The sequence below is a fragment of the Paenibacillus rubinfantis genome (assembly GCF_001486505.1).
In the GTDB taxonomy this organism is placed as follows: domain Bacteria; phylum Bacillota; class Bacilli; order Paenibacillales; family Paenibacillaceae; genus Fontibacillus; species Fontibacillus rubinfantis.
Genome location: NZ_LN909065.1, coordinates 158,419 through 183,251, shown reverse-complemented (window position 1 = coordinate 183,251; position 24,833 = coordinate 158,419). Strand labels below are relative to the sequence as shown.

The 24,833-nt window shown below is 52.8% G+C and carries 19 protein-coding genes; 18 read left to right on the top strand and 1 reads right to left on the bottom strand.

Annotated features, from left to right (window positions below; all coding sequences use genetic code 11):
* Positions 1–48 precede the first annotated feature (48 nt).
* From BN3277_RS12200 to BN3277_RS12125, 16 genes are all read left to right on the top strand, one after another.
* Positions 49–2,427: a helix-turn-helix domain-containing protein gene (locus BN3277_RS12200; protein ID WP_059043042.1), complete on the top strand. Its 2,379-nt coding sequence runs from the start codon at positions 49–51 to the stop codon at positions 2,425–2,427.
* Positions 2,424–4,100, top strand: a complete 1,677-nt coding sequence (locus tag BN3277_RS12195) for an extracellular solute-binding protein (RefSeq protein WP_232436412.1) — start codon at positions 2,424–2,426, stop codon at positions 4,098–4,100. The genes BN3277_RS12200 and BN3277_RS12195 overlap by 4 nt, the downstream gene beginning before the upstream one ends.
* Positions 4,101–4,211: 111 nt before the next feature.
* Entirely contained in the window at positions 4,212–6,878 is a 2,667-nt protein-coding gene (locus tag BN3277_RS12190; RefSeq protein WP_232436411.1) for a discoidin domain-containing protein, read from the top strand.
* A gap of 160 nt (positions 6,879–7,038) precedes the next feature.
* Complete coding sequence (locus tag BN3277_RS12185; RefSeq protein ID WP_059043040.1) at positions 7,039–7,959, top strand: TraB/GumN family protein; 921 nt, start codon at positions 7,039–7,041, stop codon at positions 7,957–7,959.
* 488 nt (positions 7,960–8,447) lie between these two features.
* Complete coding sequence (gene ltrA / locus BN3277_RS12180) at positions 8,448–9,866, top strand: group II intron reverse transcriptase/maturase (protein WP_059043038.1); 1,419 nt, start codon at positions 8,448–8,450, stop codon at positions 9,864–9,866.
* A gap of 246 nt (positions 9,867–10,112) precedes the next feature.
* Entirely contained in the window at positions 10,113–10,583 is a 471-nt protein-coding gene (locus BN3277_RS12175) for a hypothetical protein (RefSeq protein WP_059043036.1), read from the top strand.
* On the top strand, positions 10,580–11,608 hold the full coding sequence (locus BN3277_RS12170; RefSeq protein ID WP_059043033.1) for a CehA/McbA family metallohydrolase: 1,029 nt from the start codon (positions 10,580–10,582) through the stop codon (positions 11,606–11,608). The genes BN3277_RS12175 and BN3277_RS12170 overlap by 4 nt, the downstream gene beginning before the upstream one ends.
* 16 nt (positions 11,609–11,624) lie before the next feature.
* Positions 11,625–12,368 carry a glycerophosphodiester phosphodiesterase gene (locus BN3277_RS12165; protein WP_059043032.1) on the top strand — a complete coding sequence of 248 codons (744 nt, stop codon included), beginning with the start codon at positions 11,625–11,627 and terminating at the stop codon, positions 12,366–12,368.
* Complete coding sequence (locus tag BN3277_RS12160; RefSeq protein ID WP_059043029.1) at positions 12,365–13,399, top strand: LacI family DNA-binding transcriptional regulator; 1,035 nt, start codon at positions 12,365–12,367, stop codon at positions 13,397–13,399. Before BN3277_RS12165 ends, BN3277_RS12160 begins: the two co-directional genes overlap by 4 nt.
* 5 nt (positions 13,400–13,404) lie before the next feature.
* Positions 13,405–14,229, top strand: a complete 825-nt coding sequence (locus tag BN3277_RS12155; RefSeq protein WP_059043027.1) for an ABC transporter permease — start codon at positions 13,405–13,407, stop codon at positions 14,227–14,229.
* A 28-nt stretch (positions 14,230–14,257) separates the two neighbouring features.
* The gene (locus tag BN3277_RS12150) at positions 14,258–15,298 is read left to right on the top strand and encodes an ABC transporter ATP-binding protein (protein WP_059043026.1); all 1,041 of its coding nucleotides are present in this window, start codon (positions 14,258–14,260) and stop codon (positions 15,296–15,298) included.
* A 16-nt stretch (positions 15,299–15,314) separates the two neighbouring features.
* Positions 15,315–16,499 carry an extracellular solute-binding protein gene (locus tag BN3277_RS12145; RefSeq protein ID WP_059043024.1) on the top strand — a complete coding sequence of 395 codons (1,185 nt, stop codon included), beginning with the start codon at positions 15,315–15,317 and terminating at the stop codon, positions 16,497–16,499.
* Positions 16,496–17,335, top strand: a complete 840-nt coding sequence (locus BN3277_RS12140; protein WP_059043022.1) for an ABC transporter permease — start codon at positions 16,496–16,498, stop codon at positions 17,333–17,335. Before BN3277_RS12145 ends, BN3277_RS12140 begins: the two co-directional genes overlap by 4 nt.
* A gap of 121 nt (positions 17,336–17,456) precedes the next feature.
* Complete coding sequence (locus tag BN3277_RS12135) at positions 17,457–18,725, top strand: MFS transporter (RefSeq protein WP_059043021.1); 1,269 nt, start codon at positions 17,457–17,459, stop codon at positions 18,723–18,725.
* 135 nt (positions 18,726–18,860) lie between these two features.
* The gene (locus BN3277_RS12130) at positions 18,861–20,408 is read left to right on the top strand and encodes a UDP-N-acetylmuramoyl-L-alanyl-D-glutamate--2,6-diaminopimelate ligase (RefSeq protein ID WP_059043019.1); all 1,548 of its coding nucleotides are present in this window, start codon (positions 18,861–18,863) and stop codon (positions 20,406–20,408) included.
* A 410-nt stretch (positions 20,409–20,818) separates the two neighbouring features.
* The gene (locus BN3277_RS12125; protein WP_059043017.1) at positions 20,819–22,348 is read left to right on the top strand and encodes an ABC-F family ATP-binding cassette domain-containing protein; all 1,530 of its coding nucleotides are present in this window, start codon (positions 20,819–20,821) and stop codon (positions 22,346–22,348) included.
* Between the two features lie 38 nt (positions 22,349–22,386).
* On the opposite strand, the gene BN3277_RS12120 is transcribed toward BN3277_RS12125, so the two are convergent.
* Positions 22,387–23,109 carry a GT-D fold domain-containing glycosyltransferase gene (locus BN3277_RS12120; RefSeq protein WP_232436409.1) on the bottom strand — a complete coding sequence of 241 codons (723 nt, stop codon included), beginning with the start codon at positions 23,107–23,109 and terminating at the stop codon, positions 22,387–22,389.
* 221 nt (positions 23,110–23,330) lie between these two features.
* On the opposite strand from BN3277_RS12120, the gene BN3277_RS12115 reads away from it, so the two are divergent.
* Together BN3277_RS12115 and BN3277_RS12110 are read left to right on the top strand one after the other, a co-directional pair.
* A complete protein-coding gene (locus BN3277_RS12115) occupies positions 23,331–24,020 on the top strand; it encodes a glycosyltransferase (RefSeq protein ID WP_059043012.1) in 690 nt (229 codons plus the stop codon).
* Between the two features lie 36 nt (positions 24,021–24,056).
* Positions 24,057–24,797 carry a class I SAM-dependent methyltransferase gene (locus BN3277_RS12110; protein ID WP_059043010.1) on the top strand — a complete coding sequence of 247 codons (741 nt, stop codon included), beginning with the start codon at positions 24,057–24,059 and terminating at the stop codon, positions 24,795–24,797.
* The last annotated feature ends 36 nt before the right edge of the window (positions 24,798–24,833 follow it).

Here is a 24,833-nt window from a genome sequence, read left to right as displayed (position 1 = left end):
TGCTGACTGTAAAAACCTACAAACCGGAAGGATACGGGGGATGAACGGATGCTGAACATTCAATCTTTGTGGCGGAAGCGGGAAAGCGTGATCGTAACCTGGCTCGTTTCGTACAGTGCAGTGTTGTTTGTGCCGATTCTGATCAGCCTCGTTATTTATGCGCAAGCCAATACAGCGCTAAAGAGCGAAATCCATCGGGCGAACGATTCGTTGCTGAAGCAAGTGCGCTATACGATCGACACGCAAATCGACCTGATGAAACGGCTGAACATGGAGATGACCTGGAGTCCGAATCTGCAGACATTGATGTATTCCAGCCAATCCGAGGCGGAAGCTCCTTATACCGCTTACCAGCTTGTCAAGGAGTTTCGACTGTTTAAGACGTCGTATGCAACGATCGATGAATTTTATGTGGCATGGAAAAAAGGGGATGCGATTCTTCGGGCGGGCAATATCCGGGATTTGCCAACCGCCTTTCACACCATTCACCAAACCGGCGCTTTGAGTATGGAAGCTTGGCGGCACCTTGTTTTGGAAGCGGATACAAATCAATTTGTGGTGCTTCCTCATCTGAACGCGGGGCCCACGGATACCTCCATCGCTTATGTTACGCAGCTCCCCTCGGATTTGAACGGCCAAGTGCCTGGAGCCGTCGTGGTGATGACCGATACCCGTCGGTTCCAGCAGGCCATCGAAGGGATTTCCGGCTTCAGTGACGGGTTGCTGCTGATTCTGAATCAGAATAACGAAATCCTGATGACCAATCGGGATAATGCTGGCGAGCTGCTCCCGTTTATGGAAGGCAACCGCGTCAGGTTGGATCGGGCGCAAGCAGGGGAGTCCGAGCTGTTTTATATGGAATCCACGGTGTCCGACCTTAAATATGCTTTGATCATTCCCAGCGGATGGGTTTGGGAAAAAGCCGTCTACGTTCGCAATTTTACGTATATCAGCATCCTGGTTAGCCTCATTGGCGCGGGGGTGTTAACGTGGTTCTTCATGCGGCGGAATTATTCTCCGATCCAGCAGTTGGTGGAATCGCTGAAAGATAAGAATACGCAAGCCTTGCCCGGCGAGCCCAATGAGCTCCGATTTATTCAGAGCATGATCCAACGAACGCGGACCGAGAAGAACGAGATCGCCCAGCAGTTGCAGAAGCATCAGCAGGTGCTGCGCTCGAATTTGATTTATCGGCTGTTGAAGGGCAAAACCGATCCCCTTGTACCGTATGAAGAGTCGTTTCGTTCTTTTCAAATGCCGCTGTATTCTCAGGATTTTTCAGTGATTTTATTGGTGATCGAAAACGAGGAGAGCCTTTACGACAAGCTTCCGGGCGTAGGGCTTAACGAAAGGAGCAAGCTGATTCAACTGATCATCGCGAATGTGGTGGAGGAACTCGTTGCAAGTCGAGGGCACGCCGGGTACGTCGCTGAGGCGGATGAGATGATAGTCTGCCTGGTCAATTTAAAGGCCGGTTCCCCATCTTCCGAATGGAGTCGGGAGCTAAATGAGATCGCGGCGGAAGCGCAGCGGTTCTTGGAGCGCTATGAGATGGAGCTAACCATCTCAATCAGCGGCCGGCATACCTCCTGGCTTGGCATCAACCAAGCCTATCAGGAGGCGGTGGACGCGATGGAATACAAGATGGTGCTTGGCAAAAAAGGAATTATCGCCTATGGCGATATCCGTCATGAGTCGATGAATGGCCCGTACGGTTACGACTATCCGCTGCAAGCCGAACAGCAGTTGATTAACTTCATCAAAGCTGGCGATGCCGAGCAGGCCAGCAGTTATATGAATGAGATCATGAGGCGCAATTTGGAACTGCCGGTCATGTCGTTGAACGTCGCGAAATGCCTCATGTTTAATTTGGTGAGCACGATGATAAAGGTGATTCACGAGCTGGGCGGACATGAGGACGATTGCCGCTTGGCAGGGTATCCATTGTGGATAGATGAGTGTTTAGCCTGTGATACCGTGCAGGACATGCAGGATGCTTTGCAGAACCTGCTGCAAGAGGTTTGTGTCTTTGCTGCCGATAAACGTGTAAGCCATCTTTCAAGAGAGCGCGAAGATTCGCTTCGCAGCTTGACGGAGCAGGTGACGGCGTATATAGCTGCACATTACGGCGACGTCAATTTAAATGTGAATGCGATTGGCGATCATTTTGGCATGAAAGGTAGTTATCTTTCCAAGCTCTACAAGAATCAGACGGGGGAAGGTTTGCTGGACAGCATCCATCGCTGCCGGATCGATAAAGCCAAGGAGCTCATGGGGACAAAACCGGATTCGATCAGCGAACTTTCCAAGGTCGTGGGATATAACGATGCGGCAACATTTATTCGGGTCTTTAAGAAATACGAAGGCATCACGCCCGGGAGGTATAAGGAGATCAGCGGGATGAGCGGGAAGGAGGCTACGGTATGATGCGAAAACGGAAGGGAAGCGGGGCACATCTCGCCCATCAAGGGCTCCCCGTACTGCTGATGCTGGCAATGCTGACCGTTCTGCTGGGGGCGTGCGATCTGGCCGAAGGACGTTTCCGTATGGACTCGGCGGCTTCGGCGGGAGTTTCTAAGAATGTAGGTAACTATGGAGGCAGTGCGCTAACCAATCTGTCGCCGCTTACTTATTGGGCGGAGTTAAACGGGAATGCGGCCAGCATTAAGTCTAGTTTTGGCGAGGTCCCGTTCTTTCAGGAATGGCAACGACGAACCGGTGTTAAGCTGGATTTCATCCAGCCTCCCGGCAATCAAGGGAAGGAAGCGCTAAGTGTGCTGCTCGCCTCCGGCGAGCTGCCGGATCTGATCGAATACGAATGGATCCATTATCCCGGCGGGCCCGAGAAGGCGATCAACGACGGTTATATCCTGCGGCTAAACGAGATCATCGACCAATACGCTCCGCATCTCAAAAAGTACCTCAGCGAGCACCCCGAGATCGATTTGCAAGTGCGTACGGCGAACGGGAGTTATTACGCTTTTCCGTTTATTCAGGGCGATCAGCGTCTCCGCACTTATCAAGGACCTATTATCCGCAAGGATTGGCTGGATGAGCTGGGGCTTAATGTGCCGGTGACGATCGAGGAATGGCATGAGGTGCTGAAGGCATTTAAGGAGCGTAAAGGAGCCAAAGCGCCGCTGACGTTCCTGGGCGTTCCGAATCCGCTGTTTGGCATTGAAGGCGGAGGATTCATTGGCGCCTTTGGGATTAAGAAGGATTTTTACCAAGAACAAGGCAGGGTCAAATTTGGGGCGATCGAGCCGGAGTATAAGGCGTTTCTGGCGTTATTCCGCGACTGGTACAAAGAGGGGTTGATCGATCCCAATCTGGCGGCTGTGGATTCGGAAACCCAAGATACCAGCATGATTCTAGGGCGAAGCGGCGCAAGCATCTGGAATGCGGGCGCAGGGATCGGGACATGGCTGCCGATCATGAAAGCAAACGATCCTGCGGTCGAACTAGCCCCGGCGCCTTATCCGGTGATGAAGACAGGCGATCGCCCTAAATTTGGCCAATTCGCCCCGGCTGTTGGAACCAGCGGCGGTGTTGCGATTTCCACAAGCAACCGACAGGTGGAGGAAGCGGCTCGTATGCTGGATTACGGGTACAGCCCGGAAGGTCATCTGCTGTTTAACTTCGGGATCGAAGGCGTCAGCTACGAAATGAAGGACGGGTATCCCGCGTATACTGACCTTATTTTAAACAATCCGAATCAGTGGGCTCCGTCACAAGCGCTCGCCATGTATACCCGGGCCAGCTATTTTGGGCCGTTCGTGCAGGATGTGCGTTATATGGAGCAGTATTACACACTGGAGGAGCAGCAGGAGGCCATCCGGCTCTGGTCCGATACGGACGCTTCGCTTCACAATTTGCCGACCTTGCCAAAAACCGAGGAGGAGAGTACCGAATTCTCCGTTATTATGCAAGACGTAAACCGCATCGTGGATGAGATGTCGCTGAAATTGATCTACGGAATCGAACCGCTGGATGCGTTTGAGGGTTACGTGGAACAAATTCATGCCATGGGCATTGACCGGGCGATTCAAATCCAGCAGCAGTCCCTGGACCGGTATAACCAAGCGTTGTCTGCCAAATGAATGGCGTTATTTGGATAAAATGGCAACCTGAGTGGCGTTTTTGAGCATCGAAAATGTCCGTCCCTCCTCCTACAATCGGGGGTGAATCCATAATCAAAGGAGGACGATGATGTGAAGAAACGCAAAAGATGGACGACGATGCTGCTAGCGGTGGCCGTTGTTGCCGGAATCGCGATGCCTCAGGGAGGGGGAGTGCTCCCGGCGTCAGCCGACGAGACGAAGCCAGCGACAAATCAAGGCCAGTCCTTGAACCGAGATGGGAGAAGCGTGCTTTATCCGAAGGAGTGGTATCCAGGTTATCGGACGGCAGAGGGTCAGTTTCTGCATGATTTCTCCTATGCGGGCTACCGCAGAGGCGAGGTGCCGATTCCAGCGGTGGATAAGCATCGGGGCATGAATGTAACGAAAGCCCCTTACCGCGCGGATTCTACCGGACGCAAGGACGCCACGCTTGCCATTCAACAAGCGATAGATGATGCAGCGGCCCGCGGAGGAGGTGTTGTCTACCTTCCCAAAGGAACGTACCGTGTAACCCCGCAGGAAGGGAAGGATTTTGCCTTAAATCTCCACTCCAGCGGGGTGGTGCTGAAGGGAGACGGCCAACATCAAACGCACCTCTTCAATGCGCAGGAAAATATGAAGCAAAAGGACATCATCCGAGTGGGGGGCGGCGATTGGAAACGGACGACCACTACGACGAAGCTGCGCAAAACGGTCTCCGAACCCACGGTGTTGCTGCCCGTGGAGAGCACAGAGGGGTTTCAAATGAATGATTTCGTTGTCATCACGTTTGAGACGACGGAAGGTTTCCTGAAGGAGCATGGGATGGAGAATAAATGGGCTTCCCGCTTAGGTAAAGTGGAGCCGCTGTTCTATCGGCAGATCATTGCTGTTGATCCAGAGGCCAAAACCTTGACCCTGGATATCCCCACCCGTTATCCGTTAAAGCTTCGCGACGATATTACCATTACCAAGACCGAAGCGCCCATTATGGAAGTTGGGCTGGAGGACTTCTCGATCGCCAACGTCCAGAACTCCAAGCCAGGGCTGGGGGAAGATGATTTCAAGGTCGAAGGGACCGCGGGATACGAAGCCGATAATGCCAAAGCGATCAACGTCATCGCCGCGGCGAACAGCTGGATCCGCAACGTGGGCACGTATAAGCCGCCGGGGAACACCGAGTACCATATTTTATCCAAGGGGGTTATTTTGGATCGGACGAAAAATGTCACCGTTGAGAAGGTCACCATGCAGTATCCGCAATATCGGGGAGCGAATGGGAACGGATATCTGTACCAATTCATCGGGAACGATAATCTGATTACGGGCAGCCGTGCCGTCGGGGCGAGACATAGCTTCACTTATGCCAATTTCTCGGCCAATGGGAATGTGCTATTGGATGCTTATTCCGAGAATTCTTTTTACCTCACCGATTTCCACATGTATTTGAGCATGGCCAACTTGATAGACAATTTCACGGTGAACGGGGATGCGATATCCGCGATCACGCGGGATTACGGATCGTCCGCGACAAACCGCCACGGAGTGGTGACGACCGAAAGTGTATTCTGGAATACGAAAGGCGTCGCCGCACATGCGAGCAAACCTGGAGTGATCATCGAATCGGAGCAATTTGGCAACGGGTATATCATTGGGACGCAAGGCAAAGTGAACGGGGTGAAGGTTGACATCGTGGGTTCGATTCCGGATGCCGATACCTCGCCGTTTGATTGGGTCGAAGGCGTGGGGCAAGGGGAGCGCTTATTCCCGCAAAGCTTGTATAAGGATCAAGCCAAGAAGCGATTGGATCCTGCCGGATTAGGGTTGCAATCGTTGCTTGTGAACGGTGACGCCGTGCCGGGCGTGCAATTTATGCGGACGCAATATGATTACGTGCTGCCCTTTGGTACAACCGAGACTCCAATCCTTTCGGCGAAGGCGGTGTCGAAGGAGGCGCGCGTCAAGATCGTCCAACCGAAAGGGACAAACGGAACCGGCGTCATTACAATCAGCCGGCGTGGACAGACGCAAACGGTGCACGTGCAGTTTAGCGTGGCGAATACGCCCGTGCTTCCGGAGAATATTACGATTGCTCCGGACAAAAGTGTACCCGGCTGGCGATCCGCCGGTTATGCCATCAGCGCAGGTAAAAGCGGGCGTCTGCAAGCTTTTTTGACGCTGGATAACGGGGAAGTCGTAAATACCTCCGAATTAAATATCCCCGTAACCTACCGACTTAGCGACGAGCAGGCGGGATATATTGATGGGAATACGTTTTATGCAGAACGGCCCGGCATAGTCGACATCATTGCCAGCTGCCAGCTACAAGGCGTGGTCGTTGAGGCGCGCCAGACCTTTGAAGTAGTGGAGCCGATGGCCGAGCCAGAAGGTCCTTTGACGGCGATCGTGAAGGTAACGGCCAGCGCGGACGACGGCAATATCCCTCTCAACACGCTGGACCGTGATTCGGACACCCGTTGGTCGGCCGATGGGAAAGGGCAGTTTTTGCAAGTGGAGCTGGAAGAGGAAACGATCGTTGATCGGGTGAGCCTGCTGTTTTATAACGGCCAGACTCGTTCGAACTATTTTGATTTGGAAGTTTCCGTGGACGGCGTAAATTTTGAACCCGTGCTCACCGGTATGGCCAGTAAGAAGCAGTCTGCGCTGGAGACGTTTGAGTTTACCCCAACTCCGGCCAAATTTCTCCGGTATGTCGGTCAAGGGAACGAAATCAATACCTGGAACAGCTTGATTGAAATTTGGGTGCATGCCCAATAATCAGGCCTGAACTCCCTTGAGATTAGTTCAAACAGATCATTTGGAAATTTACCTTTTTGTGGTAATCTCATTCTGGATCGAATATCCCTGTGATGAGGAGGGTGCTCCCCTTGGCACATCGCAGGGGAAATCAGAGAAGGAATGGAGTGTAGAGGACCGAGTGAAGAACAAGGCAATCCTGCTGTTTCTGGTCGTCTGTATGACGCTGGTCAGCGGCGGACCCACCCCGGCCCAAGCACAGCAGAGGCAAGCCAAAGCGATCTGGGCATGGGACTTTTATGAAGCGGCTGCGAATTCGAACAAGATCACGGCGTTATTGAGGTTTTTGAAGGAGCAGGACATCAACCTGTTGTTTATTGGAACAAGCAAGACGCTGCCGGATCAACCGGCAACTTACGAGGAACTGATCACCCGAGCGCATGCGGAGGGAATCCGCGTCTTTGCCTTGGTCGGAAGGGCGGAATGGGCCTTGGAAGCTCAACACCGCGAGGCGGTAGCGGAGCTTCGGCAGGTTCTGTCGTTTAATGCCTCCCACCCGGACAGCGCCTTTGACGGCATTCAATACGATATCGAACCGCACACTTTGCCGGTATACAAAACCAAGCGGGGTTCGGTTAATTATCAGTACATCCAGGTGTTAAGAAGAATCGCGGGTGAAATCAAGGCCAGCGGCGATCCCCTGGAGTTTAACGCGGCGATCCCTTGGTGGTTGGCATCGGGAGAAAATCCGGTCATCGTGGAAACGGGGGGACAACGCAAGCCGCTGAGTTATTTCGTATTGGATATCGTCGATACCGTATCCTTAATGGCCTATCGTGATACGGCCGATCGACAAATACGCGCGTCTCTGGCGGAAGCGGATTATGCGGCTAAATTGGGCAAGAAGATATACATCGGGGCGGAGACCAGTCCGCCCAACGGCTCGACGATTCCAAACGAGATTACGTACTATAACAAGGGTACGACCTACATGAACAACCAGATCGAGGAAATCACCGCCTACTATGCGAAGCATAAAGGCTTTGGCGGGATCGCGATTCATCAGTACCCGGCCTTCAAAAAAATGCTGCAAGATCGTTAAAAACTTTCGTCGCGCATACCGCTTGTCGAAATTGAATAAGGATGGATCAAGAAGGACGCGAACCACTTCGCGTCCTTCTTGTTAGTGCGCCACGCATGGCGCGTAGCTAGGCGGTGAAAGTCCGCTATGGGGGCTGGCAGTTGCCAACCATTAGCCAAGAGCAAGGGTGTCCATCGTGAGGTGGAATCTGAAGGAAGCTGGAGGCAAAGTCCCGGCCTGAGGAACACGAATCGCATCAGGCATCCAAAGTGGGATGAGTCTGCTAAACAAGACGAAATCCAATAAACTGCACGGACACGCGGATGTAAATGCGGCGGGTATACGGGATGAAAGTTACGCGTCTTACCGTGGGAGGTCTCATGGACGTGAGGAGATGAATTTCAAATCATGGTTGAAACAAGATTTATCATGAGAAGTCAGCAGACGCCATAGTACCTCGGTTAGTCGACAACTTGAGGGAAGGGCTGAACCTAAGGAGGTGTGGGTTAATGAAGGGTACCGAAACAGGAGTCAAGTGCAGCCAACTTCGAAGAGAAGGCTCGACGCAAAACGTACATGCGGAACATGGAGAATATGCGGGAGCGCACAGTCCTGAGCGGATACCTGAAACCGACAGCACCGACGCAACCGAGTCGAAGGACGAGTTGCTTGAGAAAATCGTTAGCAGAGACAACATGAACGAAGCGTTCAAGCGGGTCAAAACTAACAAAGGATCTCACGGAATCGACGGGATGGGAGTAGATGAACTTCTACAATATCTCCGAGAGAACGGAGAAACCATCAAGGAATCCATTCTGGACGGAACCTACCGTCCGAATCCTGTTCGAAGGGTAGAAATCCCGAAAGAGAACGGAAAGAAGAGAAACCTGGGAATTCCTACGGTTGTTGACCGAGTTATCCAACAGGCGATCGCTCAAGTGCTTACCCCGATCTACGAAAAACAGTTTTCGGAGAACAGTTTCGGATTCCGACCCAAGAGAAGCGCACATAACGCTATTCAGAGAAGCCAATCAAACATCGAAGAAGGGTACAAATACGTGGTCGATATGGACTTGGAGAAATTCTTTGACACCGTTAACCAAAGCAAATTGGTGGAAGTCTTATCCCGAACCATTAAAGACGGGCGGGTCATCTCGCTCATCCACAAGTACCTGAAAGCCGGCGTTGTCGTGAAGCACCGCTTCGAGGATACGGAAATCGGCGTACCGCAAGGGGGCAATCTGAGTCCAATTCTCAGCAACATTATGCTGAACGAACTGGACAAGGAACTGGAAAGCCGCGGGCACCGCTTCGTGCGCTATGCGGACGATCTCCTGATCTTCAGCAAAAGCAAAAGGAGCGCGGAACGGACACTGGAGAACATTCTTCCCTTCATTGAAAAGAAGTTATTTCTCAAAGTGAACCGGGAAAAGACAGTGGTGGACGAGGCGTGGAAGGTTAAATTTCTTGGGTTCTCCTTCTACAAAAGGAAAGGAGAGACACGAGTCCGCATTCATCCGAAATCCGCTGCCAAGATGAAAGCCAAAGTAAAGGAGCTCACGTCCAGAAGCAACGGGATGGGAAATGAAGAACGAGCCGAAAAGCTTAGACGCTACATCATGGGGTGGATCAACTACTACAAAATAGCGGATATGAAAAGTATGCTCCAATCCACGGATGAATGGATGAGAAGGCGGATTCGCATGATCTTCTGGAAGCAGTGGAAACGAGTGAGGACGAAATTCGAGAAACTGCAATCGCTCGGAATCCAAGGACAAAAAGCATGGGAATACGCAAACACGAGAAAGGGCTACTGGAGAATCTCCAATAGCCCCGTCCTCTCGAAGTCCCTCGGAAATAACACCCTCAAGGGCTTAGGATTTCTCTTCTTCTCGGATTATTATCGACAAGTAACTGCGAAAACTTAGGAACCGCCGTATACCGAACGGTACGTACGGTGGTGTGGGAGGTCGGCTACTCAATTAATGGGTAGCCTCCTACCCGATTTCAGGGACATCCAGAGCGTTGTCGTTGCTTTACAGAAGATTAACACACGGATGATACCCCCTTGATGTTCGAGCTGTACCATGAGAGACATGTGGGACCGTTCCCACGCGGGAACTCGTCCTCTAACTGTCACTCCACAAGATAAACAAGAAAGGCGATGAGCCGTAGTGCTGATACTTGATGTGATGGGACGTGTGTTGCCGGAATATTCCAAGACGCATCTCCGAATTCCGTTTCACTTGGATGAGGACTGCCGCCGGCTGCGACTGAAGTTTGAATATACCCCGAAGGAGCTGGAGGACCGCAAACGATCGCTGGAGCTGCTTCAGCAAAGCTTTGATGCTTATCTGTTGCCGGAGCAAAGGGAACCGGCGATGAGCCAAGCGGACCGTTATTTGCCGCTGAAAAACCTGATCACGCTCTCGCTGGACGATCCGAATGGCTATCGGGGAGCGTGTCACCGCCATGACTCGGTGCAGGAGCTGACCCTTTCGGCTGAGCAAGCTTCCCCCGGATTGATGGCGGGACCCCTCCCTGCCGGAGCTTGGCAGGCCACCTTGAGCGTCCACTGCATCGTGACGGACTCTTGTGATTACAAGCTGCAAATTTGGACGGAAAAGGAGCGGGAGGTGCAATGAAATGGCTGGCTTGCGAGCTGCATACCCATACGCTGCACAGCGACGGCTCCCAAACGCTGGAAGAGTTGGCCGCGGGAGCGGTCAAACTCGGTTTTGATGCGATGGCTCTGACGGACCATAACACGATGTCCGGCCTTGCCGGGAAGGATGTCATCGCCAGCCAATTCGGGCTGCTGATCCTTCCCGGGATGGAGTGGACCACGTTCCATGGCCATATGGTGACGATAGGATTAAGTGAATATGTGGATTGGCGAAGCGCGGATCGCAGCCAGATCGATGAAGGCATTCAGGAAGTGCATCGCCTCGGCGGGCTTGCCGGATTGGCTCATCCGTTCCGAATCGGCAGCCCGGCCTGTACCGGATGCTTCTGGGAATATGAGATTCAGGATTGGTCCGTGGTTGACTATATCGAGGTTTGGTCCGAGACTTTTGCTTCCATCCGGACCAATAACCGTCGAGCGTATGCCCTATGGACCGATAGGCTAAACGAAGGCTTGCGAATCTCTGCGACATCGGGCCGGGACTGGCATGCGCAGAAGGAGACGGGGGATCCGCTGTCGGTCACGTATCTCGGCATCCCGGAAGGCGAGTTGACGACGGAAGAACAGCTCGTTAACGCACTGCGGGAAGGGAGAGCCTCGGTGACGATGGGCCCGCTGCTGTTGTTGACGGTTAGCTTGGACGGTCAAAGTTATGGTCTGGGATCCATGATCCAGTCTTCGCCGCAAGCACAAACGAAAGATCAAGGAGAGCTGCAAGCCGATATCACGATTGATTTCTCGGTTCGGCCAGGGTTGTGGTCCTTACCTGAACAGAAATTCAAGCTTATTCTCTGCTCCGACCGGGGCCAAGAGCTGGACGCGGAGGTCGTGTGGAACGGGGAACGCTCTGACGACAAATGGCTCCGCTTATCCGGATTGCCGCTCTCGTCCGAGCCCCGAAAATGGCTGCGAGCCGAGTTATGGGGAACGGTGCGTAAAGTGAACACATTAATCGCCTTTACCAATCCGATTTATTTCGACTAAGGAGGTAGTTCATGGCATGAAGCAATTTCCTTTGATCACCGCCCACACCGGATGTATGGGGCATCCGGATCATTCCCTGGCCTCGCTAAACGCTGCTTTGGCGCTTGGAGTCGACGTTTATGAAGACGATATTCGGATTACGCGGGACGGCAAGCTGGTATTGGCTCACGATGACGAAGTGGTGCTTGCGGACGGTCGACAAACCCGCTTGTCGGACATGGCGTTGGAGGAGCTGGAGGAATTTTCGCAGGAGGAGCGTCTGCCGCTGGAATCCGTTCTTCGCTGGATCAAAAAGACGGGCAGAACGATGAACCTCGATCTCAAATCGGCGGCTTGCCTGGAACCGGCGGCGGCGATGTTGCTGACAATGGACATGACGGATCAAGCGTTCTTCAGCGGATGTGAATACTCGGTCGCCTTGGAAGCCGATCGCGTCACTCCATCCATACGCAAGCTGCTGAACGTAAACATCGACAGCTTTCGGAACGGTTCGTATGCTGAGGCCGTTGCCCAAGCCTGTAATGAAGGCCGCGCGGCGCGATGTTTCGGGCTAAACGTTCCGTATCCGTTGGTTCGGCCGGAGCTCATCGCTGCGGCGAGACATGTCGGGTTGGCGGTTTATGTGTGGACTGTCTCGGAGCCGGATGACATGCGGCGAATGGCTGGCATGGGCGTCGATTCGATCACGACCCGGAATGTAGCTGCGCTTCTGGCGGTGAAAGCCAACATGATCAACCCTGAAGGAGAGAGCGGAAGTTGACGAACAAACCGAACCATGGCCTGCGGGAAATCGCCCGATTGGCGGGGGTATCCAAGTCCACGGCCTCCCGGGTCATTTCCGGCAACGGATATGCCAGCCCTGAGGTAAAGGAACGGGTGCTGCAAGCAGCGGAAACCCTCCGTTACAAGCCGAATGCCGTTGCCCGGGCCATGGTCACTAAACGAACAAATAATCTCGGTGTCATCGTATTTCGTGAGAAGCCGCCGATCGTTTCCCATCCGTTATACGGCAAAATCATTGACGAAATTCTGTTCGCTTCGGAAGCCCGCGGATACTCCGTCTTCTTGAAGACGGACCGGGAGATGAGCTTGCGCTCCACCGATTATTTGTTGGAACAGCGCGTAGACGGACTGATCCTGGTCAGCCGGCTGCAGAAGAACGTGATTGATTACGTCAAAAAATTTCATCTGCCTTATCTCATGGTTAACGGTTCAACCGACGATCCCGACGTAATCCATCTCGTTAGCAACGATGAGACCGGCGGCACCCGAGCGGCCGAGTATCTGTACGGGTTGGGACATCGCCAGTTTTTCGTGATTGCCGGTCCGGTTGAGCATCGCAGCCACTCGCTCCGTTTGACGGGGTTCCTCCGCCGCTTGGAACAACTCGGCCTCACAGAGCAATCCGGTGACGTGCGGAAGATTCCATCTCCGGAATCCAGCTTTGCATATGGGTTCCAACTGATGGAGGAGCACTTCCCGGGATTTCGCGATCAAGGCTGCACCGCGCTATTTACGACAAACGACATGTTGGCGCTGGGTGCGATGAAGCTGCTGCTTCAACGCGGCGTACGGATTCCCCAGGAGGTTGCGGTCATGGGGTACGACGACATCGAGCTGGGCCGTATGTACTCGCCGTCGCTGTCCACGGTTAGCGTGGATGCAACCGGCATCGGCCGGGACGCGGTGGAGCTGCTGGACAAGCTGATCCGCGGCGAGGCGGATTTGCCTAAGCTGGTGGAATACGAGAGTCAAGTCGTCATCCGCCAATCTACGGAAGGAAGGGAGTGACCCGAATGGGATGGTATTGGAAAAAGGTAGGGGCGAGAAGAATCATCGAGTTTGTGCTGCTCACCGTGTTTGCGATCTTTTTTGCCGGCCCGCTTTTGAATTTGCTTGTGCTGGCGTTTAGCGAGAAGTGGAACTATCCGGACGTCCTGCCGGCCACTTGGGGGTTCAAATGGTGGAACTTCGTATTGGCCAAGGAGGATATCGTCTCCTCGATCTCCTTGTCATTTTTGATCGCGGCGATCGTAACGGCGTTATCGATCCTCATCTGCATTCCGGCAGCTTATGCGTTCGCCAGAATTCAGTTTCCGCTGAAGCGGATGTTCTTGTTCTCATTCCTGTTGACACATGCGTTCCCGAAGATGGGGCTGTATGTCTCGATCGCCGTGTTGTTCTACCGGATCGGTCTCATGAACACCCTGTTGGGCGTCGTCTTGATCCATATGATCAACGTGCTGATGTTTATGACCTGGATCCCTACGGCAGCTTTCCGCAACGTGCATCAGGCACAGGAGGAATCGGCGCGGGATGTTGGAGCAACCCCGTTTCGGGTGTTTCGGAGCATCACGCTGCCGATGGCGATGCCCGGCATTATGGTCGCTTCGGTCTTTACATTTCTTAATTCGCTGGACGAAGCGCAAGGGACGTTTCTCGTCGGCATTCCGGATTTCAAGACGATGCCGATCGTCATGTATTCCATTATCTCGGATTTTCCGAGCAGCGCCGGCGCGGTGTTCTCGATCATTCTGACCTTGCCAACCATCATCTTGCTGCTTGCGGCCCAACGGCTCGTCAGCGCCGACGTGTTGGCCAGCGGATTCCAAACGAAATAAGTCGACCAAGGAAGAAAGGGGTAATCGCATGCAATTGGCGGTACGAAATTTGACGAAACGCTACAAGACGGGGGATGGAGTCAGCGACATCAACTTAACGGTGGAGCAGGGCGAGCTTGTCACGCTGCTAGGTCCCTCGGGTTGCGGGAAGACAACGGTGTTACGCAGTATCGGCGGCTTTCTTGAGCCCGATGCGGGCGAAATCCTGATCGAAGGGCGTAGCGTTGTTGGGCTGCCGCCCGAGAAGCGCCCCACGTCCATGGTCTTTCAGAGCTATAATTTATGGTCACATATGTCGGTTTATGAGAACTTGGCCTTCGGGCTGAAGATTCGTAAGATGCCCAAGTCGGAAATCCGGGCCGCAGTGGCCGATGCGCTGAAGCTGGTCCGGTTATCAGGCTACGAGAAGAAGCATCCCGCCGAATTGTCGGGTGGGCAGCAGCAACGGGTCGCGTTGGCCCGCTCCTTGCTGCTCAAGCCGTCCGTGCTGCTGTTGGACGAGCCGTTCTCGGCGCTGGACGCGAAGCTGCGTCACGAGATGCGTGAGGAACTTCGGGACATCCAAATGCAGACCGGACTTACGATGGTTTTTGTGACGCATGATCAAGAGGAGGCGCTATCGCTTTCCGACCGGATCGTGGTGATGAATCACGGGCGAATCGAGCAAATCGCGGGACCGCAGCAAATTTACGATACGCCCGAGTCTTTATATGTTGCCAGCTTTATCGGCAAAATGAACTTTTTGGAGGGGGTGGCGGATGAAGAAAACCTCCGGATCGGTGAGCTTCGTTTTCCGAACGAGAAGCGGCTCTGCGGGAAGATCACCGCAGCGATCCGGCCGGAGGACATCATCTTAACTGAACCGGCGGTAAATAGCGAGAAGTTGGATGGGAGAATCAAGCAAGTGATGGTCCTGGGGCATTATGCCGAAGTGACCGTTGAGCTGCCTGGATGGGGGATACTGCGTACGTTCCAATCGAAGGAAGCGACACAGCATTTGTCCATCGGGAAGGATGTTGGCGTCAATATCGTTAAATTGATCGGGTTTCCGTCAGGCGAACCCAACTAAGGGAGGATAAACGAACATGCGATCCAAGAAACCATGGTTAACTCTGTTGTCTACTGCGTTATTGTCAATGACCTTGCTTGCCGGATGCGGGGGCACTGGCACCAATGGAGCGGCGTCAAATTCAGGTGCGCAAGGCGAATCCACGACAACTCCGGCAACGGCGAACGCGCCGGTGAAGTTTAACTTTTATTTTACGGGTTCGCAAAACGTCAAGGATTTATGGGACACCTTGATTCCGATGTTCGAGAAACAAAACAGCCAAGTGGATGTGAACCCGGTGTATATTCCGTCTGGGACCGGCGCGGAGCCGACCTATGATCGAATTCTGGCCGCCAAGCAAGCCGGCAAAGGCTCGGGAGATATCGATCTGTATGAAGATGGAATCGGCGTTGTGGCCCAAGGCACGAAAGACGGGGTATGGCAGCAGTTAGACCCCAATGCGATCCCAAATCTAACCAATGTCAATCCCGATACGATGAAAGACGTGGATAACTATGCGATTCCATACCGTTCTTCCGCCGTTGTCCTGGCTTATGACAGCACGAAGATCTCGAACCCGCCAAAAACGCTGGACGAGCTGTTATCCTGGATTAAAGCAAACCCGGGGCAATTTGCTTATAATGATCCGTCCACCGGCGGTGCCGGCAGTTCCTTTGTTCAAACGGTGCTTTACAAGGATCTTCCGGAGGAGGATATCCACAACTCCGATCCGTCCGTGATGACCAAATGGGATACCGGATTCCAAACGCTAAAAGAGCTTGGGCAATACGTCTACGGAGACGGCATATACCCCAAGAAGAATCAGGGCACGCTGGATCTCCTGATGAACGGCGAGGTATCGCTGATCCCGGCATGGTCGGATATGGTGCTGCAACAAGTGAACGAAGGACTGCTTCCCGATACGGTCAAAATGCAGCAAATCACGCCTGGCTTTAACGGCGGTCCAACTTATCTGATGGTCAATGGGGAGTCCGATAAAAAAGAAGCGATTTATCAGTTCCTTGATTTCGTCCTGTCCCCTGAAGCCCAAGGCGTGATCGTCGAGAAAATGAACGGGTTCCCGGGTATCGAATTGTCTAACATGCCGCAGGCCACGCAGGATAAGTTCAACGGAGTCGCTGAAGGCTTCCGGACCTTCAACATTGGGGATCTTGGCACGGAGATCAACAAACGCTGGCAGAGCGAAGTTGCTGCGCAATGAGAAAGGAATGGAAACAAGCGATGGCGGGGTTGGCGATGGTCCTCCCCTCCTTCGCCATTTTGTTGGTCGTCGTGATCATCCCTATCATCCAATCCTTGCTGTTAAGTCTCACGAACGAGGTTGGGGGATACGATTTGAGCCGATACCATTATCTTTTTGCAGATAAAGGGATGCGAGCGAACCTCTTGTTCACTTTGCGGATCACCCTGATTACCTGCGCTTTGGTGCTGCTGATCAGCTACACGCTGGCGATCTACATGCGCTTTAATCAGGGGCCCATCGTCGAGCTGATTCGCAAAACCTATATGATCCCGTTGTTCATTCCGGGGGTCATCGCAACATATGGGCTGATCAATCTGCTCGGGAACCACGGCTGGTTGGCGCGTTTGTTGGCGCAAATCGGCGTCAACCTGCCGCGGATCATCTTCGATGAGAAGGGGATCATCCTGGCAAATCTCTGGTTTAATATTCCGTTTACGACCATGCTGCTTAGCTCCGCGCTGGCCGGGATTCCTGCATCGGTCATCGAAAGCGCCAAGGATGTGGGCACAGGGAAGCTGAGATTGTTTGCGAGGTTTATTTTTCCGCTCTCGTACAAGACGTTCCTTGTTGCGTTAACCTTCGTGTTTATGGGCGTTATCGGCTCCTTTACGGCCCCGTTCCTGCTGGGTGCGAACTCTCCGCAAATGCTGGGCGTTTCGATGCAGCAGGTGTTCAGCGTCTTTCAGGAGCGCGAGCAGGCGGCGGCGATGGCCTTTTTCTCGTTCTTGTTGTGTTCCGTGCTGGGGGCGTTTTATATTCGCTCCATGGCGAAAGAAGAGGGCGCCAAAATCTAATCATGCTTGAAGGAACCCCGAGAAACGGGGTTCTTTGTTTATAATCATCCCTTCCATTGTATTGGTGGTTTAGGTTCGATTACAGTATAATTATATTTAAATTTTTCCAAATCGAGAGGGGATGTCCGTGAATAACGCAGACAGGTCAATTCAAGCGGCGCCAAAGGAGCAGTGGAGAAGAAACATCATTCTTTTCCTGAGCAGTCAGACCATTTCGCTGTTTGGCTCTTCGCTGGTGCAATACGCGATCATGTGGTACATCACGCTAAATACGAAATCGGGAATTATGATGACGTTGTACATCATCTGCGGGTTTATCCCGACATTCCTGTTATCCCCGGTGGCGGGCGTCTGGGCGGACCGCTACAACCGAAAATGGCTGATTATGCTGGCGGATGGCATGATCGCATTCGCTACGCTAATCTTGGCGATCCTATTCCTGATGGGCTATAAGGAAGCTTCACTGCTGTTCGTCATGGCTGCGATACGGGCGCTTGGCTCGGGCGTGCAAACGCCGGCAGTTGGGGCAATTCTGCCGCAGATCGTACCGGCCGACCGATTAACCAAGGTGAACGGGATCAACGGAAGCATTCAAGCGGTGATTATGTTCGTATCCCCCATCGTCAGCGCTGCACTGCTCACCGTGGCGACAATCGAAACGATCTTTTTTGTCGATGTGGTCACGGCGGCGATCGCGATATTAACGCTGCTGCTTTACTTTCGGATCCCGACGCATCAAAGAGCCTCCGACCAGCCGTCGTCCAGTTATTTCGGCGACCTTAAGGAGGGACTGGCCTATATTCGTCGACAAGCGTATTTAAAATCCTTTTTTGCTTTCATGGCGGTCTTTTTTATTCTGATGGCCCCAGCAGCTTTTTTAACGCCGCTTCAGGTCACCCGCAGCTATGGCGAAGAGGTCTGGCGGCTTACCGCAATCGAAATTGCCTTTTCCGTCGGCATGATGGCGGGAGGGGGATTGATTGCTGCATGGGGCGGTTTTAAGAATAAAGTACATACCATGACACTGGCTACCGTGCTGATGGGGGCTTGTACTTTTTTACTTGGCGTCGTCCCCGTCTTTTGGATCTATCTGGCGTTTATGGCCTTGTTTGGGGTGGCCATGCCGGCCTTTAATACGCCAACGATGACGATGATCCAGGAAAAAGTCGATGAGGGCTATATGGGGAGAATTTTCGGCGTGTTCAGCATGATTTCCACGTCGATGATGCCGATCGGGATGTTGATCTTCGGGCCGATGGCCGATGCGATCGCGATCGAATGGCTGCTGATTGCGACCGGACTCCTGATCTTGTTCCTCTCGATCTTTCTCGGACGGAATCAAGCGTTGTTGGAAGCCGGTAAACCGGCAGTGCAGGAAGGCACCGTCTAATCAACAAAAAGGCAGATCTCAAGGGATCTGTCTTTTTCGTTTGGACAGAAGTCAATATATGGGGAATAAACCGGATTTTCGGCGGGCACCATGAAACCACAAAGGCATACAAGGCCTTGGAAAGAAGGGGAATATGTGAAGCTGAACCTTCTGTTGGATCCGCTGTTGATCAAACAGGTGCAAGGCAATGTCGAGCTGGACATCAACGGAATCGAAATCGATTCACGGCAAGTGATGCCGGGGTGTCTGTTCGTCTGCCTGCCGGGCACTCTACATGACGGACACCGGTATGCAGCCCAAGCCGTCAGGTCCGGCGCGATTGCCCTGATGACGGAGAAGGAGCTGCCGAATATCCCTTCCCACATCACGATCGTGCGGGTCCCAGATACTCGTCGCGCGCTGGCTGTGCTGGCGGATATCTTCTATGGACAGCCGTCAAACCGGCTGAAGCTGATCGGAATCACAGGCACAAACGGAAAAACGACAACTACGCATTTAGTTGAGCATTTATTCAATAGCAATGGAAAACGAACCGGTCTCATTGGTACGCTGTACATGCGTATTGGGAACTACCGCGAGCAAACAGTGAATACCACACCTGAATCCCTTGTGCTGCAGCAAAGTTTTCGAACCATGCTGGAACATGGCGCGGAGTACGCCGTTGTTGAAGTTTCGTCGCATGCCCTTGACATGGGCAGGGTCAGGGGATGCCAGTTCCGAACGGCGGTGTTGACGAATGTCACCCATGACCATTTGGATTATCATGAATCGATGGAACGGTACAGCGAGACGAAATCGCTGCTGTTCTCGCAGCTTGGCAGCGCCTACGGCGATGAGCCGAAGTATGCCATCCTGAATGCGGACGATCCCGTTGCCGCCGGTTTTGCCCGTAAAACTGCCGCTCAAGTGATCACGTATGGCGTGAAGCGGGAAGCTGACATCTCCGCTAGCCAAATCCAAATGAAGCCGAACGGAACCTCTCTTCGAGTGGACACCTTCCAGGGGCCGATCCATCTGGATCTAAAGCTGTTGGGCTTCTTTAATGTCTACAACGTTCTGGCGGCGATTGCGGTGGGGATGTCGGAAGGCCTTCCGCTTCAGTCCATGAAATACAGTCTGGAGTCGTTTAGAGGGGTGACGGGACGATTCGAGCCGATTTATGCCGGACAGGATTTTACCGTGATTTTGGACTACGCCCATAATCCGGATGGTTTGGAGAGTGTGCTGCAAACGGCCAAAACGCTAACCCCAGGCAAGCTGTACTGCGTCTGCGGCTGCGAAGGGGATAAGGACCGGATGAAACGGCCCATTATGGCCCATGTGGCTGCGTCGTACGCTGATTTGGCGATCTTTACCTCGGATAATACGCGGTCAGAGGATCCGGATGCGATATTAAATGAGATGCTAAACGGGGTAAAGGACAACCCTATTCCTAAGGAGGGCTATGTTGCAATTGCGGACCGCCGGAAGGCGATCGCATTAGCTATTGAACGAGCTCGTCCCGGGGATTGTATTGTGGTCGCTGGCAGAGGTCACGAGACTCATTTGATCGTGAAGGATCAGCGGATTCCTTTTGACGATCGCGCGGTCATTGAGGAAGCACTTGCGGCCAAGGCAATCAATCCCCCGGAAATATGGGTAACCGACCCGGCGATAGCAAGCGCTCCGGAGGCCACTATGTAAGCGTGGTTTAGCAGGTCCAGGATTTAAGTGAAAATCGTGCCCCTTTATGTTAAGATAGAGGGGATTTATGGAATAGGAAGGTGCAAGCCATGATTTATCTTCAAAATGGAAAACTCGTTAGGGAACTTCGCTCCGTACACATGTTCAGGATGAAGCATTGTGCGGAGCTTAATCGGGAAGCTTAGCTTCCTGCATTCATCGGTTGATCGCTTGACCCGGAAAGCATAGGACCCCTAGGCTTATTCGAGTGTGGCATTGAACCGGTAAATGCATGGATTAAAGGGCCAAGGACAATGTTTTGTCCTTGGTCCTTTGTGTTTTTAAACGGGGTTTTCCCAAGCAGAGGACCGGCGCCGATAGGCGCTTGTTTCTCTGCTTTTTTATTTTTCAGAAGAAAAGAGGAGTTGGACATGAGTTTATTAGAAATGAGCGACGTGACGCACCGTTTCGGGGATAAGGAATTGTACCGAGGGGCTTCGATGGAATTACACGCGGGGGAGCATATGGGACTCGTCGGGCAAAATGGGGCGGGTAAAAGTACGCTTATCCGTATGCTGACCGGCGAAATGATTCCTGACCAAGGGAGGATCAAGTGGCAGCCGCGTCTGCGGTTGGGACACCTGGATCAACATGCCCGGATCTCGGGAGACCTATCGATCCGGAATTATATGAGAACCGCTTATGAGGATCTGTATGCACTAGAACGAAAAATGACCGAGATCTACCGGGAGGTGGCGCTCACGGGAGATGAGAGCCGATTAAAATTGGCGGCGCAATACCAGGAGAAGCTGGAGGCCGGTGATTTCTACAGCATCGATAGCCGGATCGATCAGACCTCTACGGGCCTAGGGATTCAAGCGATGGGGATGGAGCGTCCAATGTCGGAGTTAAGCGGGGGACAAAGAGCCCGGGTTATCCTGGCTAAGCTGCTGCTCGAACAGCCCGATGTGCTGCTGCTCGATGAGCCGACCAACTTCCTTGATCGAGAGCATGTGGAATGGCTGTCTGGTGCGTTAGCGTCATTTCGCGGCGCATTGATCGTTGTCTCGCATGATGCCACATTCCTTCAGAAAGTGACGACCTGTATCTGTGATATCGAATTTGGTTTGATCCGGAAATACCCGGGCAGCTATAACGACTTTTTGCGGCAAAAGGACCATCTGCATAGGGATTACGAACGTCGTTACGAAGCGCAGAAGAAGAAAATCGAAGCCACCGAGAGTTATATCCGCAAAAACATCGCGGGCGTGAACAGTAAAATCGCACAAGGGCGACGTAAACAGCTGGAACGAATGGAACGGTTAGGTCCGCCAATCCAGACGCATCCTCCGGCGTTCCGGTTTCAGGAGCTGGCACCGCCCGGGCGGGTGGCGCTGGAAACACGCCGGCTCGTAGTCGGGTATGGTCAGCCGCTGTTACCGCCGCTCAATTTCCAGGTGACAGGCGGTGAGAAGCTGGTGATCTCCGGATTCAACGGTATCGGCAAGTCGACTTTATTGAAAACGCTGGTTCGGCAGCTTCCGGCCTTATCCGGCGATTATCGCTTTGCAGACCGGGTGCAGGTTGGTTATTTCGAGCAGGAGCTGGTTTGGGAGGAACCCGCGATGACCCCGATTCAGGTGATCGCCGAGCTTCGTCCCGACCTGAACGGCAAGGACATCCGTCGTCATTTAGCCCGCTGCGGGTTAAATCAGACGTTGGCGGCCCGGGCGATTGGCACGCTAAGCGGCGGGGAACAATCGAAGGTGAAATTAGGCCGGCTGCTGCTGAAGCCCTGCAATTTTCTGATCCTGGACGAACCCACCCATCACCTGGATCAGGAGGCCAAAGCGGCGCTGCGTCAGGCATTAATCGAATTTCGCGGCAGCGTGCTGCTGGTTTCCCATGAGCGTGCATTCTATCAAAATTGGGTAGATCGCGTGCTGCATATAGGAACATAAACCGGCTACATCGTAGCCAAACCAAGGGCGCCCTAAGTTTAATTGGGGCGCCCTTTTAAGATGATATTGTTCGCCTTGCCGAAATCGAGCGCCACTTTACCTGTCAGTGAGGCAATTTGCTCGGCCAGTACCACTGCGCTGACCCCGCACGAAATCAAGGCGACGTCAAAGTGGTTTTTATGAGCGATGACCCATTTGATCGTTTTACGGTACTCCGACCATTGGTCAAAGGGCAGGGCGTACACGATGTTTTGAAGATACGGTTCTTTTTCAAGCCGCTCCTTGATTTTTTCGGCTTCCCGTGTGATAACGAGAATCCTCCGCCCGGAGAGCAGCGACCAAAATTCCTTCATCCGGGCTAACTCCCGGTTCACACCGGCATGGCAAATCACGGCCGGTTTAACTTGGTAATGGGCAAATACTTTATCCGTCAAGGGTCTTTTTAAATAATCCGGCGCATTGATCGTGTTGTCTCCAGCGGGCAGAATCCCTACGACGGTCGCCTTCTTTACCGAAGAAACTACGGCGTTGCGCAGCGGTAAATTGGGAAGGGTGAGGCCCTTTTCTCCGCGGTTTGCTTTCATCGCCCACCGTTCCTGCAGCACTTTGGAAATGGGCCAGACGTGGTGCTGCGACATCACCAAGTTCTCTCCATCGCCGATCCGTACCAACGAGAATTGCTTTCGGTTCTCGACCGCGTCTTCGATTTGCTTGAGCAAGTCTCGAGTCTCTAAGTAGATTTGTTGCATTGGACGTTTCATTCCTTTCGCATGCTTAATCATTTCAGTCTATGTTCGCGATGACTTTTTGAATTGTGTGCTTGTACCGCGGAGTAAAGTTGGCAGTATGGTTGACTATTTTCATCGTGCGTTATGGAATGCGTCCCTGTCCTTCTCCTATTGTCTAGCATATAGTGAAAGATCGGTAGCTCCGTTCGCGCAAGTCAAAGCAAGCAGGGGCTATATGACAAGGAGGGAAGTGCATGTCCAAAAAAGTGGTGATTGAGAGCAATTTCAATACGTTTGGTTTTAACCCGGAGCGGTTTACACGGCCGTGGCTGGAGAACCGGATCGCGATCTTTCGCAACTTTACCTTGAAATCATTAAAAGCCCAAACTAATCAGAACTTTCTGGCGGTATTGAAGATTGCCGAAGGAACCGAAGCGATCGTAGCGGATATTTTGTCTAAACAACCGCCGCTTCCGAGCAATATCTGGTTTGGGACGAACCGCGACAGCATTGGGAAAATCAAAGCTTTTGCCGGTAATGCCGTTGATTTATATGTTGCGCGTTTGGATTCCGATGACCTGTATCATAAAACTTATGTGCAGCAGCTCCATAATTACCGGCCGAAGCCTGGAACGATCGCTTTGATTAATCAGAACGGCTATTTATGGGATAGCGTTCACGGTGAAATGGCTCCCACCTTCCATCGCTCTCCGCAGTTCTACGTTTACCTATACAAGACGGCAGAGTATCTGTCCGGGTACCGCGTGAAGCTTCCAGGGCGGGGGACGCACGGCAACGTCATTGATTTACCGCATGAACTGCTTGCACCCCGCAACTATGTCAACGTGATCCATCAAGACAATACCTCAGCGAAAAAAGTGCCGCCTCGCGATCGATTAAGCCCCGCAGAAATCCGTAAGGTATTAAAAGATTTCATGGGTTAGTTGCAGCTTCCCCTCGATTGAAGGAGGTGAATGTATATGGTAAATAATGATCGAGTGAACGAACGTTACTACGGGTTGGTGAATACGGTTAAATCCCACGAAGCCACACGTGCCAGAATCCATTGGATTTGCCGGCACGTGTCCGGGCATCGGATGCTTGACGTTGGGTGCAGCCAAGGGATCACTTCGATCCTTCTGGGCCGGGAAGGACGGAGGGTGGTTGGGGTGGATGTGGAAGAGGAGGCTATTCAATATGCGCAAAAGGAGTTGTCCCGGGAATCCGGACCCGTCCGGTCCAAGGTTCAATTCAAGGTGGCCGATGTCACGGAGCTCCCGGGTCAACAGCGGTTTGATACGGTGATATTAGGACAAATTCTGGAGCATTTTGCCAATCCCGCGCTACTGCTCACCCACGCTTATCGATTACTGGCAGACGGCGGTACCCTCGTCGTGACGGTCCCCTATGGATTTCATCCCTTCCACGATCATAAGCAAACCTTCTATGCGGGGAACTTTGGCAATTGCCTGGATCCTTGGTTTGAGATCTTGCAAATGGAATTGCAGCATAACTATTTGTGTTGTGTTGCCGTAAAACGAAAAGAAGTTCGGGCGAATGCCCTTCCGAACGCCTCCCTGATGAAGCAATGGATCGAGTTTGACAGCGAGCGGTTTGTCGAGATCGAACGCCAGCACCTTCAATCCATGGAGCAGCGAAAAAAAGCATTAGAGCAAGCTTATGAACAGCTGAAAGAACTGCGTAAAACGAAGCCGAAGTAACACGAACACACCCAGTCTTGGGTGTGTTTTTTAATT